General features: G+C 63.1%; 20 protein-coding genes. 6 read left to right on the forward strand and 14 right to left on the reverse strand.

The window, feature by feature from the left end:
• Window positions 1–55 precede the first annotated feature (55 nt).
• Window positions 56–652, forward strand: a complete 597-nt coding sequence (gene orn / locus CD932_RS26560; protein ID WP_176461149.1) for an oligoribonuclease — start codon at window positions 56–58, stop codon at window positions 650–652.
• A 6-nt stretch (window positions 653–658) separates the two neighbouring features.
• Here the strand turns inward: orn and gcvA are convergent, their stop codons facing one another.
• Window positions 659–1,591: a transcriptional regulator GcvA gene (gene gcvA / locus CD932_RS26565; protein ID WP_094445909.1), complete on the reverse strand. Its 933-nt coding sequence runs from the start codon at window positions 1,589–1,591 to the stop codon at window positions 659–661.
• Between the two features lie 199 nt (window positions 1,592–1,790).
• On the opposite strand from gcvA, the gene CD932_RS26570 reads away from it, so the two are divergent.
• Window positions 1,791–2,702, forward strand: a complete 912-nt coding sequence (locus tag CD932_RS26570) for a DMT family transporter (RefSeq protein WP_094445910.1) — start codon at window positions 1,791–1,793, stop codon at window positions 2,700–2,702.
• Between the two features lie 112 nt (window positions 2,703–2,814).
• Here the strand turns inward: CD932_RS26570 and CD932_RS28545 are convergent, their stop codons facing one another.
• On the reverse strand, window positions 2,815–3,126 hold the full coding sequence (locus tag CD932_RS28545; protein ID WP_141213388.1) for a hypothetical protein: 312 nt from the start codon (window positions 3,124–3,126) through the stop codon (window positions 2,815–2,817).
• Window positions 3,123–3,380, reverse strand: coding sequence for a hypothetical protein (locus CD932_RS26575; RefSeq protein ID WP_094445911.1), 258 nt, complete (start codon window positions 3,378–3,380; stop codon window positions 3,123–3,125). The genes CD932_RS28545 and CD932_RS26575 overlap by 4 nt, the downstream gene beginning before the upstream one ends.
• A gap of 246 nt (window positions 3,381–3,626) precedes the next feature.
• On the opposite strand from CD932_RS26575, the gene CD932_RS26580 reads away from it, so the two are divergent.
• Window positions 3,627–4,718, forward strand: a complete 1,092-nt coding sequence (locus CD932_RS26580) for a hemin-degrading factor (protein WP_217907387.1) — start codon at window positions 3,627–3,629, stop codon at window positions 4,716–4,718.
• 117 nt (window positions 4,719–4,835) lie between these two features.
• Here CD932_RS26580 and CD932_RS26585 read toward each other — a convergent pair whose 3' ends face one another.
• Window positions 4,836–5,546, reverse strand: a complete 711-nt coding sequence (locus CD932_RS26585) for a UPF0149 family protein (protein ID WP_094445912.1) — start codon at window positions 5,544–5,546, stop codon at window positions 4,836–4,838.
• A gap of 102 nt (window positions 5,547–5,648) precedes the next feature.
• Here CD932_RS26585 and CD932_RS26590 point away from each other — a divergent pair, with 102 nt between their 5' ends.
• On the forward strand, window positions 5,649–6,662 hold the full coding sequence (locus CD932_RS26590) for a serine/threonine protein kinase (protein ID WP_094446131.1): 1,014 nt from the start codon (window positions 5,649–5,651) through the stop codon (window positions 6,660–6,662).
• 112 nt (window positions 6,663–6,774) lie between these two features.
• Window positions 6,775–9,210: a hypothetical protein gene (locus CD932_RS26595; protein ID WP_094445913.1), complete on the forward strand. Its 2,436-nt coding sequence runs from the start codon at window positions 6,775–6,777 to the stop codon at window positions 9,208–9,210.
• A gap of 5 nt (window positions 9,211–9,215) precedes the next feature.
• Here the strand turns inward: CD932_RS26595 and CD932_RS26600 are convergent, their stop codons facing one another.
• The 10 genes from CD932_RS26600 to CD932_RS26645 all read right to left on the reverse strand — a co-directional run bounded on the left by CD932_RS26600 (window position 9,216) and on the right by CD932_RS26645 (window position 18,480).
• Complete coding sequence (locus tag CD932_RS26600) at window positions 9,216–9,590, reverse strand: hypothetical protein (RefSeq protein WP_094446132.1); 375 nt, start codon at window positions 9,588–9,590, stop codon at window positions 9,216–9,218.
• A gap of 27 nt (window positions 9,591–9,617) precedes the next feature.
• Complete coding sequence (locus tag CD932_RS26605; RefSeq protein WP_094445914.1) at window positions 9,618–10,856, reverse strand: TerD family protein; 1,239 nt, start codon at window positions 10,854–10,856, stop codon at window positions 9,618–9,620.
• Window positions 10,853–11,824 (reverse strand): HpcH/HpaI aldolase/citrate lyase family protein, encoded by a 972-nt coding sequence (locus tag CD932_RS26610; RefSeq protein WP_094445915.1) that lies wholly within the window; start codon window positions 11,822–11,824, stop codon window positions 10,853–10,855. The genes CD932_RS26605 and CD932_RS26610 overlap by 4 nt, the downstream gene beginning before the upstream one ends.
• On the reverse strand, window positions 11,817–12,926 hold the full coding sequence (locus CD932_RS26615) for a cysteine protease StiP family protein (RefSeq protein ID WP_369679853.1): 1,110 nt from the start codon (window positions 12,924–12,926) through the stop codon (window positions 11,817–11,819). The genes CD932_RS26610 and CD932_RS26615 overlap by 8 nt, the downstream gene beginning before the upstream one ends.
• Window positions 12,923–13,675, reverse strand: coding sequence for an HAD family hydrolase (locus CD932_RS26620; protein WP_094445916.1), 753 nt, complete (start codon window positions 13,673–13,675; stop codon window positions 12,923–12,925). The genes CD932_RS26615 and CD932_RS26620 overlap by 4 nt, the downstream gene beginning before the upstream one ends.
• Window positions 13,653–14,810 carry a phosphoribosyltransferase domain-containing protein gene (locus CD932_RS26625; RefSeq protein WP_094445917.1) on the reverse strand — a complete coding sequence of 386 codons (1,158 nt, stop codon included), beginning with the start codon at window positions 14,808–14,810 and terminating at the stop codon, window positions 13,653–13,655. Before CD932_RS26625 ends, CD932_RS26620 begins: the two co-directional genes overlap by 23 nt.
• Window positions 14,807–15,841, reverse strand: a complete 1,035-nt coding sequence (locus CD932_RS26630) for an ATP-grasp domain-containing protein (protein ID WP_094445918.1) — start codon at window positions 15,839–15,841, stop codon at window positions 14,807–14,809. The genes CD932_RS26625 and CD932_RS26630 overlap by 4 nt, the downstream gene beginning before the upstream one ends.
• Before the next feature lie 97 nt (window positions 15,842–15,938).
• Window positions 15,939–16,655, reverse strand: a complete 717-nt coding sequence (locus CD932_RS26635) for a TIGR00266 family protein (protein ID WP_094445919.1) — start codon at window positions 16,653–16,655, stop codon at window positions 15,939–15,941.
• A 67-nt stretch (window positions 16,656–16,722) separates the two neighbouring features.
• Complete coding sequence (locus CD932_RS26640) at window positions 16,723–17,298, reverse strand: TerD family protein (RefSeq protein WP_094445920.1); 576 nt, start codon at window positions 17,296–17,298, stop codon at window positions 16,723–16,725.
• Window positions 17,299–17,397: 99 nt separating this feature from the next.
• A complete protein-coding gene (locus tag CD932_RS26645; protein WP_094445921.1) occupies window positions 17,398–18,480 on the reverse strand; it encodes a DUF475 domain-containing protein in 1,083 nt (360 codons plus the stop codon).
• A gap of 194 nt (window positions 18,481–18,674) precedes the next feature.
• Here CD932_RS26645 and CD932_RS26650 point away from each other — a divergent pair, with 194 nt between their 5' ends.
• On the forward strand, window positions 18,675–19,097 hold the full coding sequence (locus tag CD932_RS26650; protein WP_094445922.1) for a divergent PAP2 family protein: 423 nt from the start codon (window positions 18,675–18,677) through the stop codon (window positions 19,095–19,097).
• Window positions 19,098–19,318: the final 221 nt, after the last annotated feature.

Consider the following 19,318-nt stretch of genomic DNA (forward strand, 5'->3'; position numbering starts at 1 on the left):
TCTGTGCCTGTGAGAAAATGGCCGATTATTCAGTTGATTAGGCCAAGAGAGAATTATGTCACAAGCGACCGACTTATCCACATCCTCCCCAGTACCGGCCGTGCCGGCCCGTCCCAACGAGATGAACCTGGTCTGGGTCGACATGGAAATGACCGGCCTGGAGCCCGACACCGACCGCATCATCGAAGTGGCCGTGGTCGTCACCGACATGCACCTGAACCTGCTGGCCGAAGGCCCCGTGTTCGTGATCCACCAGTCCGACGAAACCCTGAACAAGATGGATGCCTGGAACAAGGGCACCCATGGCCGCTCGGGCCTGATCGACAAGGTTAAGGCCTCGACCGTGACGGAAGCGCAGGCCGAAGCCGAACTGATCGCATTCCTGAAAAAATACGTACCAGCCGGCAAATCGCCGATGTGCGGCAACACCATCGGCCAGGACCGCCGCTTCATGGTGCGCGGCATGCCGAAGCTGGAAGCATTCTTCCACTATCGCAACGTCGACGTATCGACCCTGAAAGAGCTGTGCAAGCGCTGGAAGCCCGAGATTGCCACCGGCTTCAAGAAGCACCAGAAGCATACGGCGCTGGCCGATATCCTGGAGTCGATCGAAGAGCTGAAGTACTACCGCGAGCACTTCATCAAACTGTAAGCAGTCTCAGGCGCCCACCGTCGGCCAGACGGCTTCCTGGTCGGCGCGCGCTTCGGCGATCAGCCATTCGCAAAAAGCGTGCACCAGCGGGCGCGTTTCGGCCTGGGGCGAGCGCAGCAGGTAGTAGCAGTGCGGGCCCTGCACCTGGTGCTCGAACAGGCGCACCAGGCGGCCCGAGCGCACGTCGTCGCCGATCAGCGGGCTGGCGGCAATCGCCACGCCCTGGCCGCTGGCGGCCGCGTCGAGGCACAGATAGGTGTGCGAAAAACGCGCGCCGCTGTTGCCGCTATAGGCCACGCCGCAGCTGTGCAGCCAGCGGCCCCAGTCGATTGCGCCGGGCAGGTGCACTTCCGGTTCGTCGTGCAGCAGCGGATAGCGCAGCAGGTCGGCAGGCAGCCGCAGCTTGGCGGCGCTGGCCCGAAAGCCGGGACTGCAGACGGCCGAAAACCGCTCTTCCATCAATAAATCCACCTTCAGGCCCGGATAGCGGCCCGGCCCCAGCCGGATCGCCACATCGACCCCGTCGCGCGCCAGGTCCACCGGATGCATCGAGGCCAGCACGCGCAGTTCGATCTGCGGATGGCGGTCGCGCAGCCGGCCCAGGCGCGGCATCAGCCAGCGCGACACCAGCGAACTGGTGGCCGTCACCGTCACGACCTTGTCGTCGCCCTGGCGCCGCGCCGCGTCCGATACCTCGGCCAGCTGGTGCAGGATGGGGGCGAGTGCTGCCGCATAGCGCTGGCCGGCGCCGGTCAGGGCCACGCCGCGCGGCAGGCGCTGGAACAGCATGAGGCCCAGCCAGCTTTCCAATTGCTTGACGTGGTGGCCGATGGCGCCGGCCGAGACATGCAGTTCTTCGCCGGCGCGCTGGAAGCCTTCGTGGCGGGCGGCCGCTTCAAACGCGTGCAGGGCGGCCAGCGGGGGCAGCGATCGTGACATATAAGCCTGAATTAAATTGAGTCTATCGGTAAATAGTATTGGTTTGTTTCAATTGGCGCAAGCCCCTATGATGGCGAGCATGCATGGAGTGCGCCCATCGATTGCGTCCGTAAGTTGCGCCCGCAAATTGACTGATGCATGTCCATCGTTTCGCCAGGCCAGCCTGCGGCCCGGTTTTCGTTATTTGAAGAGGTAAGTCATGTCTGATCGCCGCGCTGTTGCGCTGGTGTTGTTGTCGGCCGCCGGTTTCGGCAGTTCCGCAGTCTTTGCCAGGGCGGCGTATGCGTCCGGGGTCAACCCGTCGACCATGCTGGCCTTGCGCTTCGTGATGGCCGCCATGCTGCTGCTGCCGCTGATGTGGCTCGGCGGCTGGCGCCTGCCGCGCGGCCGCCTGCTGGCTGGCTATGTGCTGATGGGACTGATGTACACGGCCCAGTCGCAAGGTTATTTCAACGCCTTGCTGTATGCCAGCAGCGGCCTGTGCGCCATGCTGCTGTATGCCTATCCGGTGCTGGTGACGATCCTGGCGCTGGCGCTGGGCTGGGAAAAGCTGGACCGCCGCATGCTGGTGCTGATGCTGCTGGCCATTGCCGGCATGGCCGTGACCCTGGGCGGCAAGCTGCAAGGCCAGCCGATCGGCATCGCGCTGGCGCTGATGGCCGCCGGCGTCTACGCCGTCTATATTTTGTTTGGCAACAGCCTGGCGAAAAGCGCCGTCATCGTCCACCCGCTGGCCGCCTGCGTGGTGATCCTCGGCACGGCCGGTCTGGCCAACAGCGCCATCGCGGTGTGGCAGGGCGTCTCGCTGCCGGGCACGGCCACCGGCTGGCTGGCGGTGGCGGCCATCGCCCTGTTTTCCACGGCGATTGCGATTGCAGCGTTTTTTGCCGGCGTGGCGCAAATCGGCGCGGCGCGCGCCTCCATCATTTCCACCTTCGAGCCGGTGATCACCATGGCCTTTGGCGTGGGCATGCTCGGTGAAAAGATCAGCAGCACGCAGTTGCTCGGTGGCGCCATGGTGCTGGCGGCGGTGGTGATGCTGGCCAACAAGCAAAAACCGAAACCTGCGGCCAAGGCGTCCGCCATGCCGGGCGTGCAGGCCAGCGCCTGATTGTTGACGACTTTTTCATTTTGCGGCCGGCTACGGTCGGCCAGCAAAAATGCAATCCTGCACAGCATGATCAGGCATAAAAAAGCACACCGAAGTGTGCCCGAAGTGTGCCTTATGCTGGTCGTGCTATTGAGCAAACTATCACTTGCTCATTGTAGGTGTATCCGATCACTTCCATCTGGGTTCCGATGTCATCGATGACAATCTGGAAGCCATATAGTGCATTTGCCCCTGGGTAAGTATCCGAACCTGTAATCGATAATGCTTGCCATTTGAAATTCCTCGCAAAATCATCCCACAAGAATGCGGCTTGTTGAATCTGCTGGAGTGTGTTGATGACTTTTACTGCTTGTGACTTGTGCAGTGACTCCAGCGACGTTTCAAATCGTGCATCTTCTTCCAGGTTGAATGAGACTGGCATCAAGCGAATTTCGCGCGTAGTTTTTGGTATTGCTTGTCGGTGGTCGCTGCAATGCTCCGGCCCGACGTTTCTCTTTCATGCATCAGCGTGATGTGATGTTGAGGGTTGAAACCCTCTGGCAGTGCTTTGCTGGCCACATTTTTTTTTGGGGCAAACTTTTTTATAATTAGCTTCTGAACACTTTTCTGCTGTTCAATCTTGGTTTTTGTAGTGTCACGCTTATCTGCGCGCAAAATTTTTTCCGCGATATTGTCCATAATTACCTCCTTGTAATTGAAATCCAATTACTCACAATATACCTTATTGAAAGACGTCGGACCTGTCAAGCGCCGCTGTGTTTGTGCAATCGAGCAGCCACAGGCAGCCGATGGCTTTAGCTGTATCGATGTCCATGGCTGGCATGCAAAATAAATCTTCAATTGCGAATGATTCTCATTTATAATGTACCATTCCCCATCAGCCAGCTTGCCGCCAGCCAGTGTTCGCCTTGAAAGGAGACCACCGTGCCCATTTCGTTCCCATCACGCAGCATCGAGATCACCGAAGCGTTCGCCCGCCTGCGGCGCGAAAAAAACGCGCGCCAGTGCGATATTGCCGAGCAGTTGCATATTTCCGAAGGCGAACTGATCGCCGCGCATGCCGGCCTGTCGCTGGACAACGGCGCGTGGTTGGGCGCCGAGCGCCTGCGCGCCGAATGGCCGGCCATTATCGCCGCCCTGGAACCGCTGGGCGAGGTGATGGCCCGGACCCGCAACGCCTGCTGCGTGCATGAAAAAACCGGGGTCTACCGCCAGGCCTGCCACAACCCTCATGTGGGCCTGGTGCTCGGCGGCGAGATCGACCTGCGCGCGTTCTACCGCCAGTGGGCGCAGGGTTTTGCCGTGCGCGAGCTGAAGGACGACACCGTGCGGCGCAGCCTGCAATTCTTTGATGCCGCCGGCAACGCCGTACACACGATTTTGTTGCTGCCGCAAAGTGCCCCGGCCGCGTATGAAGCGCTGGTGACGCGCTTTGCCGACGACGACCAGGAGCCGGACATGACCGTTACGGCGCCGCCCGCGCCCGCGTTGGCGCTGCCCGATGCGCGGATCGACGTGGCCGGTTTTCGCGCCGGTTGGGCCGGCCTGCGCGACAGCCACGATTTTTTCGCGCTGCTAAAAACATATTCGGTCTCGCGCCTGCAGGGCCTGCGCCTGGCCGAGCCGCGCTTCGTACAGCAGTTTGAGGTGTCGTGCGTGCTCGATTTGCTGGGCGAAGCGGCGCGCGAACAGGTCGCCATCATGGCCTTTGTCGGCAATCCCGGCATGATCCAGATCCATTCGGGAGCCGTACACAAGATTCTGGTGGCGGGGCCGTGGATCAATATCCTCGATCCGCGCTTCAAGCTGCGTCTGCGCGAAGACCGGGTTGCCAGCGCCTGGGTGGTAAAAAAGCCCACCGTCGACGGACTGGTCACGTCGGTCGAGCTGTTCGACGCCAGGGGCGACACCATCGTCATGTTCCTGGGCGCGCGCAAAGCGGGCAAGCAGGAATGCTGCGAATGGCGCCAGATCGTCGACAACACGGTGCGGGAGGCGCAACTATGCGCCGCATGATCGCCGCCAGCGTGGCGCGCCGCATCGCGCTGAAAAAAATGCAGATGGACGCCGCGCGTGAAAAAAACCGGCCGGAAAGTAACAACGCCGGGACAGTGCCCGGCGTCGAGGTGCGGATTACTCGGCTACCGGCTCGGCTCCCGCCTCGGCACCGCAGCATTTCTTGAACTTCTTGCCGCTGCCGCAAGGGCAGTCGTCGTTGCGGCCCACTTTCGGCTCTTCGCGTTTGATGGTCTGCACGGCCGGTTTGCGGCGCGGCACCCAGAAACGGTGGATGGCCGGCAGGTTTGCTTCCAGTTCCTGCGCCAGCTTGTGCGCCTTGACCGGGTCTTCCACCAGTTTCAGCTCTTCTTCCTCGATCTCGTCGGCGCCCAGCAGGTAGACCGGCTGCATCAGCTCACCCACTTCCGAGTCCCAGATCTCGTCCCACGACCCTTCGCGCAACTCCATGCCGTCCCAGAAGCCCCAGCACCAGGCTTCGGCGTCGATCAGCGTCTGGCCTTCATGGTCGTGCTCGACGAACAGCGGCTCGAATTCCTTCGGCGCCACTTCGAACGTCACCAGCACTTCGTTCATGAAGCGCATGATCAGGTTGACGATGCGTTCTTCTTCCTTGCTGTTCTTGAACTTGGGCGCGTCCTTGATATCTTCGCCCCACACGCGCGGCAACCACTCGGCCGGCATGATCGGTTCCGGACCGATGGCCACGGCCGTCAGATAGCCGTGCAGCATATCCATGGTCATGGCGTCTTCGGAGCACCGGTCCGACAACAGGAATTGGTCTAATTCGTCAAATTCTTTTTCTGACAAGGGCTGTTCGAGTTGCATGGCTTGCTCTTTATTGAATGTAAGCGGACAGTATACGCTGTGCGGGCCGGCACCGCCGAAGTGTTTATGCCGCGCGCCCCGCTGCGCCGTACAATGGCGCGTATGCACAACGAAAACCAGCCGCAGCAGGACGACAGGCCCGTCCACCCTTATTCCGAACTGAGCCCCGATTGCGTGCTCGACGCGTTGGACAGCGTCGGCCTCCATGGCGATGGCCGGCTGCTGGCGCTGAACAGCTATGAAAACCGGGTCTACCAGGTCGGCATCGAGGACAGCGCGCCGCTGGTGGTCAAGTTTTACCGCCCCGGGCGCTGGAGCGACGCGGCCATCCTCGAAGAGCACGCTTTCGTGTCGGAACTGGTCGAGCGCGAAATCCAGGTGGTGCCGGCGATCGAGATTGCCGGCGCCACCTTGCAGCAGTACCGGGGCTTCCGCTTTGCCGTGTTTCCCCGCCATGGCGGGCGCGCGCCCGAGCTGGACGACCCGGCCACGCTGGAATGGACCGGGCGCTTTATCGGCCGCATCCACGCCGTCGGCGCCTTGTCGGGCTACCAGGAGCGCCCGGCGCTCGATGCGCAGACCTTTGGCGTCGAGCCGCGCGAATTTTTGCTGGCCGGCAGCTTCCTGCCGCCCGAACTGGTCGCTGCCTACTCCAGCGTGGCGCAGCAGGCGCTCGACGGCGTCAGGCGCTGCTATGACCGCGCCGGCGACGTCGCGCTGCTGCGCACGCATGGCGATTGCCACGGCGGCAATGTGCTATGGACCGACGCCGGCCCCCATTTCGTCGACTTCGACGACAGCCGCATGGGTCCGGCCATCCAGGACCTGTGGATGATGCTGTCGGGTGAGCGCGGCGACCAGCTGCGCCAGATGAGCGATATCCTGGCTGGCTACGAGGATTTTTGCGATTTCGAGCCGCGCCAGCTGTACCTGGTCGAAGCGCTGCGCACCCTGCGCCTGATCCATTATTCGGCCTGGCTGGCGCGCCGCTGGGACGACCCGGCCTTTCCCGTCGCCTTTCCATGGTTTAACACGCAACGCTACTGGCAGGACCGCATACTCGAATTGCGCGAACAGGTCGCCCTGATGGACGAACCTCCCTTGTGGCCGATCTAGTCAACCGGGGAAAAGCGCGGTAAACAGGCCTCTGCTTGCCGTGCTGATCCTTGCGTGACAACGCGATAATGGTGTTCATCATTTTTGCACTCACCCGTTTCAGCGAGAAATCATGTCAGCACAGCACAAACAGCAAGCCGCCCTCAACGACGACGAGTTCGACCAGGACAGCATCGTCTCGCTGCATGATTTCCAGGATCTCGACCAGGTAGCCAACACGCCGGTGGCCCAGGCCAAGGCCGTGCCGGTGTCGCCGGCGCCCGAAATCGATAGCGATGGCGACATGCCCGAAGTGGCTCCCGAAGCGGCGGGCGGCCGCCAGCAGATGGAACTGAAGGCCATCCACGAAGCCATTGCCAGGGTCGAAGCGGAAGCGAAAGCCACCTGCGCCGCCGAAAGCCGGGCCCTGGCCGAGGCGCGCGTGCGCTCGCTGGCCGAGGACCGCGCCGCCATCGATGCGGCCGCTACCGTCGCCGCCCAGCAAAACGCGAAAGCGGCCGAAGAGGCCATCGCCGCCAACCGCGACCGCCTGGAAACCATGCGCGCGGCAGCGCAAGCGAGCGTGGCCCGTCTGGAAGCGGTCAAGCTGGAAACGGCCGAACTGCGCGCCCGCGTCGAGTCCGACAATGCCATCCGTCTGGCCGCCGAGCAGCGCACGCGCGCCGAGCAGGAAAACCGCCTGCGCGCCAGCGAACAGGTGGCGGTACAGTCGGAGCTGGCCGAACAGGCCGCGCGTGCGGCCGAAGAATTGCAGGTGCAGACCGAACAGGCCCGCCTGCAGGCGGTCGAGCGCGTCGCCGCCGTGCAGGCGGCCAAGGACGAAATGGTCGGCATCGCCTCGGCTGACGCGCGCGTGGCCGTGATGGCGCGCGAACGCGAACGCCATGCCCACGGCGCGCGCAAGACGGCGCAAATGCTGGCCGAAGCGGAAAGCGAAGCGCTGGACCTGACGGTGCAGCGTGAGCGCGCCGACCAGATCGCGCTGGAATCGGCCTTCAACCGCGCCGCCGCCGAAGTGCGGGCGCTGGAAGAGGCGCGCGCGCTGGCGCACCTGGAACAGGAACGCGAAGCGATTGCGCTGGCGCAGGCCGAATCGGAACGCCATGCGGCCCAGTCGCTGCACTTGCGCCTGCAGACAGAAAAAGAACTGCGTGACACGGCGATCCACCGCGAACGCCTGGAAATGGTGGCCGCCGCCAGCGCCCAGGCGCGGCGTGACGCCGACGTGCGCATTTTGGCCGCCACCGAAGCGCGCATCGAAGTGGACCGCCAGCTGCGCGCCGTGGCGCTGGCCCGCATCGCGGCAGAGCAGGACGCGGAAATCGCCGGTCATGCGCGCATGGAAGCGGAAACGGCGGCGCTGGAGGAAACGCGCGCGCGCGAAGCGGCCGAGCATGATGCCAGCCTTGCCGCCGGGCGCGAACTCGAAGCGCAGCAGCAGGCGGCCAGGCTGGCGCGCGAGCGCACGCAAGCGGCGCAGGCGGCAAGCGACCTGGCCGAACGCCAGAACGCGGCCGAGCAGCAGGCACTGCACCGCGCGCAGGAACAACTGGCGGTGCAGCGTCAGGCGACCGAACTGCTTGAAGAAAAAGCGCTGCAGGCCGAGCGCCTGGCGCTGCGGGAACAGGAAACAGTCAAGGCGGAGCAAGCCGCCATCGCCGCCCTGAAGGCGAAACTCGAGGCCGAAACGCTGGCCTTGCAGGCGACGCAAGAGCGCACGCGCGCCGAGCAGGCGCAGCTTGAGGTGCTGCGCGCGCAGCAGGAAGCGGAACTGGTCCTGAGGGACGCGGCGGAGCAAGCAGCGGCCGCCACCCGCATCGTGCTCGAGCAGGCGCTGGTCGACGCCGAACAAAAAGCCGCCGCCGCGCAGGCGGTGCAGGCGCAGGCGCGCCTGGCGGTGGAACTGGGCCTGGTGCATGGCGAGCGCGCCCGCGTGGAAAGCGACAAGGCGCAGGCCGCCGAAGCGTTGCTGGCGTCCGAGCGCGCCTTTATCGCCTGCGAGCGCGAATCGCTGGCGCTGATCGATGAAAAGCTGGCGCAGCAGCGCCAGGCCACCAGCGCCGAAGAACGCGCCTCGAAGGCCATCGCCGGCCGTCTCGATGCGGAAAAACAGGCCGCCTTTGCTTGCGAAGCGCGCGCGCTGATGGAACAGCAGGCCGAGGACGCGATGCGCCTGCGCGAACAGGCTGAAATGGCGGCCCGCCAGGCGGCCCAGGAAAAGCTCGAAGCCCAGCAAGCCTTGCTCGACAGCGCACAGGCCCATGCGGCCATGCAGCGCAAGGCGGCCGAGACCACGCGCGCGATGGCGGTGGCCAAACAGCAGCTGCTGGAACTGGAAATGCGCCGCGCGCAGCAGCAGGAGCGCGAACTGGCCGACCTGCGCGCCAGCCTGCGTGAAAAACAGGGCGAGTTTTCAGCCGCCTTGACGGCCGCCCGCGCCAAGGCCGAACAGGTGACGTCGGAAAGCATGACGCGCGAAGTGCTGGACCGCCTGACGCACACCAATGCCGTGACCGGCACCGTCTGGCGCACGCACCAGGAAGGCTAGCCCGCTTACGGGCTCAGCACGACCTTGCTGGCGTAGTATTCGGTCTCGCCGAAGCACTGCGTCGGCACGCCCTTGTGCTGGTTATAGCTGATCAGGATATGCTTGCCGGCGGCCGCCGTGAGCTGTTTGGCGACGGCTTCGTCACGCACGCTGAACTGGAATTTCTCCGGTATCGTGCCCGGCAGGGCCGTCAGCATCAACTCCCCCTCCCAGGTCTTGCAGACCCAGCCCCGCTTGGAAAACTTCAGCAAGTGGCCGGCCCGTTCGCCTTCGGAATACGAAAAGCTCAGGGCCAGCCAGGTATAGGCCGCCAGCAGCAGGCTGCCCGCCAACAGGAAGATGACAAAGGCGATGCTGACTTTTTTGGTGGTTGGGGTCATGGTGGTCATGTAGTGAATGGAGGGGCGTTAATCTTTTCTGCCGGCTTTCCAGTTCAGGCCGAAGTTATACCGTTCGTCCATCGCCTGGTGCGCCGTGATTTTACCTTGGCCGCCGAAGTATTCCACCAATTTTGTGACCTGCAGGTTGCCGCCCTGGTTTTCCAGCATGGCAATCGCGCACATGGCGTGCTGGCTGTCGCTGTCGAGGCGCACTTCGACGCTCGGCTGGCCGGGAATCTCGATTGTCACCACGCCATCGGTGGCGGCCCAGTTGGGAACGCCCTCGTAGATGAAGGCGTACACCAGCACGCGCTTGATCTGGTCGAAATGGGTGCCGTTGACAAAGATGTTTTCGCCGCTGCTGATGCTGCCCGTGCGGTCGTCGCCTTCGAGGTGGATATACGGCGGACGGTCGAACGCGCCCCAGCTGTTGCCCAGCGCCTGCACGGCGCTCTTGCTGCCGTTGCTCAACTCGAACAGGCAACCGATATCGAGGTCGATGCCGCCAGTGCGCCCGGCCGGCCTGGCGAACAGCTTGCCGAGGAAGCCCGTATCGGGTTTCGAGGCCGGCGCCTGGCCTTGCGCGGCGTTCTGGTTCCAGTTCAGGTTGACCTTGATGCGGCCATAGCCGCCGCTGTCGCGCTTGTCGAGCGAGATCTTGTCGCCGCGCTTTTCCAGGCGGATTTTCGACAGCGAGATTTTACTGGCCGGCGGCGCTGCTGCTGGCGCAGGCGCAGGCGTTGGCGCCGGTGCAGACGATCCTGCCTCGCTGCCGCCAAAGTGTTTCAGCAGCGCGGCCAGGCCGCCGGCAAAACCCTGGCCGACGGCGCCGAAGCGCCAGCTGCCGTCGCGGCGATACAGCTCGCCGATGATGACGGCTTTTTCGTCCTGGAAATCAACGCCGGCAAACGCAAACGTGGCGGCGGAACCCAGCGCCAGGCTGGAGTTGCCCAGCGCGCGCATGCTGCCCTGTTCCGTTGCCGCCGTGAAGACCAGCTTGTCGATGGCGGCGGGCAGGCGCGCCAGGTCGATCTGGAACACCGAGCGCGGGCCGTTCAGCTCTACCGTGACGGCGTTGTCGGGTGCGCTTTTCTGGTTGTAGAACACCATGTAGCGGTCGTCCGACAGCTTGCCATTGGCATCGACGCCGAAGCAGCTGACATCGACTTCCATCGAACCGGAGGCGATGTCGAGGGTGACGGCAAACGGGCCGGTCAAGCCCAGGTCGGCCAGCTTGCCTTTTTGGCCGCGTGTAAAATTGGTCATGGTCGTGCGCTCCCTTCGTCACTGGTGAGTGGATTCAAATGGTGGGGCAGGGCGGCGCCGTCGACATGGCGGATGCCGAACAGGCGCGCCTGCTCGATCACGCGCTGCGCCCAGCTGCTGTGGGTGGCCACTTCGCACATCGATTCCTGCATGCGGAACACGGCCGGACTGTCGGGATCGATGATGCGCAGCGCCAGTTCGATGTCCGACTGCGCCACCTGGTAGTGGCGCTCGATCTGCGGCACCTGGTCGGGGTGGATGGCGGTCTTGGCGATCATGCCGTGCGCCATGTCCTGCGCCACTTCGGCGGCCAGCCAGTCGTCCTGCGTCAGGTGCTCGAACACGGGCGCCGTCAGCTCGAAGCCGTGCGGCTTGAAGATCGTCACCAGGCGGCCAATTACCTGGCCCAGCGGCGTTTGATAGATGGTGCCGCTGGTCGGGCGGCGCAGGCCCAGGAGGGCCAGCAGGTCGTTGCCGCCGATGCGCAGCGCCAGGATGCGCGCGCGCACGTCGGGCGCGGCCAGCGTGCGTCGGAACAGTTTCATCTCTTCGTCGTCGAACACTTCCACCGTTTCCAGGGTCGGCATCAACAGATGATGGGTATGGCGCACCTGCTCGAAATACGACGAAAAATTGTGGCGCGTCGATTTGGGCAGCACGAAGCCGGCCAGTTTTTCCACGCCGGGCATGAGCAACACGCGCGCCATGACTTCGACATTGCGCACGCGCACGAAGCGCAGCGTATCGGATGCTTCGTGCATGTTCTGCAGCGCCAGCGACAGGTTGAACAGCGCGTAGCTGAGATCGCGTTCGGCGATCGCGTCTTCGGTGCAAAAAATCACGGAGCGTAAATGGCCGAATTTGTCGCCATTGGCAATGGCCAGCAAATCCTTGTGCGTGGTGGGCACATACATCGATGCGCCGAGTGCCGCCTTGTGTTCACTTCGTGGGTGTATGGAGTTATCCATCGACTGCGCTCCTGATAAGGGCGACCGCCTGGTAAGGCAGCGCCGGTTGTACGGTAACGGGGATGGCTTTTTCTTTTGCCAGGAGCAGCAAATGTGCCACGTCCGGCGCATTCGTGTCGCGCACGATCAGTCGCTCGGGGACCCGGCGCAGCAGCACGCGCGTCGCTTCGCCGATACCGGGCTTGATCAGGTTGATGTCGGTGATGCCGTAGTCGCTTTGCGCCTGCGCCATATAGGCCTGCGAACGGGCCGCCATGGCCGGCGCATCGGTCGCTTCGGCCAGTGGAATGCCGCTGCTGCCGGCAATCGCGTTGGCGTCCGCCACCAGGCCATCGGCGAACTGGCGCGACTGGTCATGGGCTTCGAACTGCGCGTAATACACGCAGCCGTGAAAGTCTTCCGGGCCGATCGCTTCGTTGAGCACCGAGCGGCTGATCAGGCCCGATACGGTGGCGTTCAAAATGCTCGACGGGATCAGGTAGTCATCGGACGAGGCGGCGCAGGCGGCCGTGCCGGCCAGGTCCGACAGCACGAACAGGCCGCCATCAATGCTGGTGCCGTGCAGCGCGTTGTAGTCGTTGATGCTCTGGCGCAGCTCGCGCGAGATCACGCCCTTGCCGGTCCAGCCATCGACAAACACGATCGAGTCCGCAGCATGGCCGTGCGTCAGGATATGCGCAATGGCGTTGCTGTCGATGCCGCGGTCGCGGATGATGGAGACCGAATAATGACTGCATTCGCGCTGGAATACCTGGCGCAGCAAGTGCGCCAGGATCACGCCCACCGGCGTGCCGGCGCGCGCCAGCGACACCAGCGTGATGGCGCCATCGCGGCGCGCCGCGATCAGCGCGGCCAGGCGCAGGCAGTCGCGCGCCATCTGCAATCGGTTGGCCGCAAACGCGCTCTGGAACAGCGCCAGGTAGGCCGGCGAGGGCAGGGACTCGGGCGACAGCATTTCGCTGTAGTGGCGCTGGCCGGACTGGATCAGCCGTTCTTTCTCGGCCAGGTCGCGGATCGGCTCCAGGGCCATCGGCGTGAGCAGGAATTCGACGTCCTGCTGGCGGTAGCTGCCGCTGAAATGCTGCGTCGTCGTCATGCTCATAGCGCGCCTACCGTCAGTGCCGCCAGCTGGGTGCCAGTGGGGATGATGGCGTAGTCGCAGGCGGCCATGAAGCGCGCGTCCGAGCGGCTGTCGCCCATGCCGAAGCTCAAAATGGGGCCATGTTCGGCTTCCAGTTCCGCGCGCAGGTAGGCCACCGCGCGCGCCTTGTTCAGGCTCTTGGGGAGCACCGCCAGGTTGTTGCCGTTGCGGTGAATGAAGTAGTCCGAACCTTCCTTCGCGATCCAGTCCAGCAGCACCTGTTGCTCGATCTCGGCCAGCCGTTCGCCGCGCGCTTCATGGTCTTTCACGACCACGTAGAACGGCGTGTCGTAGTCTTCGATCAGGCGCGCGCGCGAGGGCATGCCGGCTTTGACTTGAAAATCGTCGATGATGCGCATCGCGTCCCGCAAACCCGGCAAGGCGGTCTGCATGTCGTGCTGCATCAGCGCCAGCCAGCCCGTGTCGAGCGCGCCGCCCGGCTGCAGCACGATGCCGCCGTAATCGAGCACGCTGTAGCTGGCAAACGGCAGGTCGACGCGGCGGAAGGCGTCGCCATTCCTGGCCGTGGCCGGGATCAGCGTCATGCCGCTTTGCGCGAATTGAAAAAACGCGCGCTGGCGCGCCGTCGTGAACGAGCAGGCGTCGCCGTTTTTCAGATAGGCCGCTGGCTGCAGGTCGGTTTCGCCAGGTACTTTTTTCGGGGTCTGGAACAGTGTGTCGTCCAGATCAACAAACAGGAATTTCTTCAATTGTGGTCTCTGACTGAAAGTGGAACAGGCGGCCATGGAGCTGGCCGGCGAGTTGCATGAGGGCCGGACTGGCCGGCGTTTCATGGCAGATGAAAACGTGGCTGTACTGGCCAGGGGCCACGTTGTACAGATAGTTGGCGATGCCTTCGCCGTAGTTGTCGTCGCAGCAGACGATATGGCCGACCGAACCCCACGAGAGGATCGGCGAGCGGGTGGTCGATTGCACCACCACCTGCTTGCCCAGCTTTTCGAGCTCGCGCCCGAGCAGGAAGGAAGGGTGCATGAATTCGCCGGTGCCCAGCACCAGCACGGATTCACCGTCGCCGATGTTTTGCGCCAGTTGCGCGGCCAGCGTGTGCGGCGCCGCCAAAGCTCGGTCCACACCGATGCGGCCAAAACAGTCGCTGGCGCCGCGCTCGGCATGCTCTTCAAAACGCTGGGCGCTGGCGGCGACGGGCGCCGGCGTGTCGCCCATCTGGAAGGCGTATTTTCCGGACAAGGCCGCGCCGACGGTGGTGGGCAGGCCGAAGCGCTCGCTCAAACCGGCATTGGCCGCTTGGCCCATGAAGTTGGTGATCACGCCCAGGTGCAGTTGTTGCAGCTGCGGGTAGCGCGCGCGGCAGACCGCGATCAGGTTGGCGAAGGTGTTGCCGGTTGACGCTTCGTCGTCGATCAGCACCAGGCTGCGCGCGCGCGCAAACGCGGCGCTGGCGGCATCGGACAGATGCAGGAACTGGCGCGGCGCATGGCTGTGCGACTCTTCGAATTCAAAGAAGGGCACCGTGCCGACGCGGTAACGCGAGCTGTGAAGGAACAATCCTTCGCTGCCGGCATGCGCCTTGAGCCAGGCTTCGAACACGCCCTGGCCCAGGCCCACGGCGGTTTCCGCCATGGCGATAAAGACCACCGGGCCGGGCAGGTCCGATGGAATCTGCGCGGCCAGATCCGTGTGGATCGCCTGCATCGTGCTGGGCGTGACGGGCCAGTGCTTGCCCAGCACTTTCGATAAAAACAGAAAGCCGCGCTTGGCGTTGGCGCGCGCCGCGTAGCCGATCAGGTCGTCGAGCGCAAAGCGCGCTTCGTCGACCTGCAAGGTCAGCTCGCCGGTCGGCATGGACTGGCGCACGAGCGTCATGGCAGTTCCACCGGATAGGCCGCTTCGGCCACGCGCATGCCCTCGCCAATGGCAGGGATCGTGAGGTTTTCATAGCCCTGGTCGAAGCCGGCCAGCGCGATATACGGCAAGTTGGGACCGGCCGCGCAGGCCATGCCGATGCCGCCCGACATGCGTGGATTGATCTCCAGCAGCGCCAGGCCATGCGCGCCTTCGCGGAACTGGATATTGAACACGCCATTCAACTGATAATCGCGCGCCAGTTTTTCGCAGGCCGCCAGCAGTTCCTCGCGCAGTTCGATCAGCTGGCCGCTGCCCGGCGCATGCAATTTTTTCCGCGGAATCGCGCACTTCAAGCTGCCGTGGTCGGCCACGCAGTCGGTGCTGTATTCATGGCCGTCCAGGTATTCCATCAGCAGCAACGTTCTAAAGGTTTCCATTCGTGCCAGCCCATCGCGCAGTTCCTGCGTGTTGACCTTGTAGGCGGCGCCGGCCAGCAGCAGCTCGGCGCTCGAACGTTCATCGAGCACGGCAAACCCGAGGCCATACACGGATTCGGACGGCTTGATGCACAGGCGTGCATGCAGCGGGCGCAGTTCGGCGTAAGCCGCATCGTATTCGGCGATCGTGTTGACGGCGCGCGTGTCGGCCACCGGCGCCATCGGCAGGTCCAGCCCGGCGCAAAAACGCGCCTTGTCGTGCATCAGGCTCAACACTTCTTCGGTCGCCACGCTCAGCACGCGCGTGCCGATGGCTTCAAAGCGCGCGCGCGCGCTGGCGATCCTGCCGGCGGCGCGGCCCGGCCAGAAGATCGTGATGGCGCGTTCGCGGCAAAATGCCAGGCACCATTCCAGGTAGTCTTCGCCTTTCAGGTCGGTCGGCTCGAGCGCATATTCGTCGGCCTCCAGGAAGGGCGCCGCATGTTCGTTCGGATTGGTATAGATCAGGTGATAGCGGCGTTGGCCACCGGGGCTGGCCATGTCGGCCTCGCGTATCAAGCGCATGGCGGTGGCGACCGAGGAAAATGTTTTGTTGAACCAGACTCTATGCATGTACGGGGACCGGGTAAAAAAGAGGGCAGTCGCGCGCAAAAACGCGCGCGACCATATGGCCAGGCAGGCTAGCCCTGGCCCTGGAGGTGCTGCCGGGTCAGCCGGCTTTGCCGCTCGCCGTCCATTTCAGGAAGGCGTCGCGGTTGCGCGAGCAGATGAATACCTTGCCCGAACCGGAAAAGCGCAGCACGATGCCTTCGCCGCTGGTCACGCTGTTGACGATATTGCCAAGGAAGCCGCCGATGCCGCTGCCGCTGGCGCCGCCGCCGGTGGTGACCGAGATTTCGTATTTCAGGCTGTTGTCCCAGCAGACCACGTGCGAATTGTCGATCACGACATCCTTGCCCGGCTCGACGTCGAGCTGGAACATGGAGCCGAAACCGGACACCACCACCTGGCCGCTGCCGGCTGTCTCCATCACGAAAAAGCCGCCCGACTGCGCGAACAGCGCGTTGCCGATGCTCTGCGTGCGTACCTTCATTTCGGTGCCCGAGGTAGCGGCGACAAAGGCGCCGTCATTCAACAGGTACTGGCGCGCGCCGACATCGACCACTTCGATGGCGCCGGGCAGGGTCGGCGAGAGCAGGCAATCGCCGCTGCCGCGCACCGCTTCAATGTGTTGCTGGAAGAATGATTCGCCATTGGCGAAGCGGCGCATGATGGCGCCGCCCAGGCCGCCCGTCATCTTGCCTTTCAGGTCGAGCGCTGTTTCCATCATCACCATCGCATCGGACTCGCAATAGATGGTTTCGCCCTGCTTCATGCTCACGTGCAGAAAGGGATCGACGTCACCCGTGACACTAAATACTGGCATGATAAATCTCCAAAAAAAAGCCGCCTGCTATTGTTCCAGGCGGCCGTGACGATGTGTTGTTGTCTGATCAGGCGTTGACGCCGAACGAGCGTGCCAGAGGCCCCAGGCCACCGTTGAAACCCTGGCCGATGGCCTTGAATTTCCATTCGCCGTTGTAGCGGTAGATTTCGCCAAAGATCATCGCCGTTTCCGTCGAGCTGTCTTCGGACAGGTCGTAGCGGGCGATCTCGCGTTCGCCTTCCGCGTTCAGGCAGCGGATAAACGCTTTCGACACCATGCCGAAGTTCTGGCGGCGCGCATCGGCGTCGTGGATCGTCACGGTGATGCTGATGCGTTCGATATCGCCTGGCACGCGCGACAGGTCGATCTCGATGCGCTCATCGTCGCCTTCGCCTTCGCCGGTCTGGTTGTCACCGGTATGGACCACGGAGCCGTCGGTCGATTTCAGGTTGTTGTAGAAGATAAAGTCGGAATCGCCACGTACTTTGCCGTCGTTTTTCAGGAGAAAGGCGCTGCCGTCAAGGTCGAAGGTGGCGCCGTCGGTCGAACGAGGATCCCAGCCGAGGCCGATGATGATCTTCTTCAGGTTCGGTGCTTCCTTGCTCAGATTGACGTTGCCGCCTTTTTGCAAACTGATTGCCATGTGGTGCTCCTTTGAGAGAGGTGGATTGCTTTCATGCCCATATGGATCAAGTGCACTCACTTGCTCCATGCGACTCATATGGTGACGAAGACGTCTATATCAAGCGCTCGCCTGGTGGCGTTTGCGATAGCGCAGCGACGACCACAGCGACACCAGGATAAAGGCCACGCCGGACAGGCCGGTGAACCATTCCGGGATATGGTACTTGACCGAGCCCAGCATGATCAATGCCAGGATGCCGATCGCATAGTGGGCGCCGTGTTCCAGGTAGACGAATTCGTCCAGCGTGCCCTTGTGCACCAGGAACACCGTCATCGACCGCACGAACATGGCGCCGATCGCCAGGCCCAGCATGATGATGACGACGTCGTTGGTAATGGCAAAGGCGCCGATCACGCCGTCAAAGCTGAACGAGGCGTCCAGCACCTCCAGGTACAGAAAGCCGCCGATGCTGCCGCGCGCGACATTCTTGACCAGTTCGCCATTGCCATTTTTCACCGGCGCCACGGCGCCGTCTTCCTCGTCCTGCAGGTCCGGTTCGCCTTCTTCCAGCAAGCCGCTGATCCAGTTCACGCCCAGGTAGACGGCGATGCCGACGATGCCGGCGGCCAGCACGCTGTATTTTTCATCGACCGGACCCATCGCCACGCAGGCGGCCACGGCGCCCATGGTGATCAGTACGGCCAGGCTTTCGGTGCCGAGCGCGTTGACCTTTTCCTCGGCCCAGCCCAGCCAGTGCAACTCCTTCTCGTCGTCAAACAGGAAGTTCAGGAACACCAGCAACAGGAAGGCGCCGCCAAAGGCCGCCACTTGCGCGTGGTTGTCCGTCAGGTGTTTGGCGTAGATGTCGGGGGTGGTGGTGGCCATGGTCCACACATCCATCAGGCCAAGACCCGTGGCCACCGACACGATGACCAGCGGGAACAGCAGCCGCATGCCGAACACGGCCACCAGGATGCCGACCGTCAGGAACAGCTTTTGCCAGAATTCATTCCAGTGGCGCAGCACGGAGGCGTTGACCACCGCATTGTCGAACGACAGCGACACTTCCATCACACCCAGGACGGCCGTGATCCACAACGCCTGCAGCATGCCGTTGGTGCCGCCGTGGGTATAGCCCCACCAGCCCGAGACCGCCATCAGGACGAAGGTCACTAAAAAGGAAATTCTGAAATGCTTCATGAGGACCCCGTTACATGTTATTCGAGACGTGTTGTTTTACGTCAATTGTTGTATACGCCATGATTTTATATTAGTTGCCGCCGCGCGCCGCGTTTTATACGCATGTAAATGGCGGTTCTTCTGGCTTGCCCTATCTGCGATAATTGCGGCGCGCCCTCGCCGGCATCTGACCAACATATATAGAAGGAACACCCGTGGATATCGCTTACCTCGTCACGCCCCTGATTACCTGGATACTGGTCGGCCCGATCAAGTTCCTGATCAACAGCGCCCGCACGCGTCAATGGGCGTTCGGCCTGGTGGGCAATGGCGGCTTTCCCAGCAACCATAGCGCCGTCGTGTCCAGCATGGCGACCCTGATCGCGCTGCGCGAAGGCATCGGCCATCCGGCCTTTGGCGTGGCCGTGACGCTGGCCTTTATCGTCATTATCGACGCCAACAGCCTGCGCCAGCACGTGGGCAAGCAGGCCGCCGCCATCAACCGCCTGGCCAGGGAAGCGGGCAGCGCGGCGCACAGCCATTTGCGCGAGCGCATGGGCCATACCCTGGTGGAAATCGCCGGCGGCCTGTGCACCGGCGTGGCGATCGGTTTCCTGGTCAACGCCGTCTTCAGATGATCCGTTTTATTTCATCTGTCAATACCCAACCCCGCCGCCTGGCGGGGTTTTGCGTTTCAGGGCGTAAAAACTACGTTTCAGCCCCCGATTCCGGCATTACAGGAATCGGCTGATTGACATCGCCAGAGACGCTCATGGATACTCTGCGGCTTGCGGTTTTAATAAAAAAATAATCGTGCGTGTCGCCAGCGCCTTACCCGGTTGCCAGATTGACATGCACT

Origin of the sequence: Janthinobacterium sp. PC23-8 (assembly GCF_002250505.1) — a bacterium.
In the GTDB taxonomy this organism is placed as follows: Bacteria; Pseudomonadota; Gammaproteobacteria; order Burkholderiales; family Burkholderiaceae_D; genus Janthinobacterium.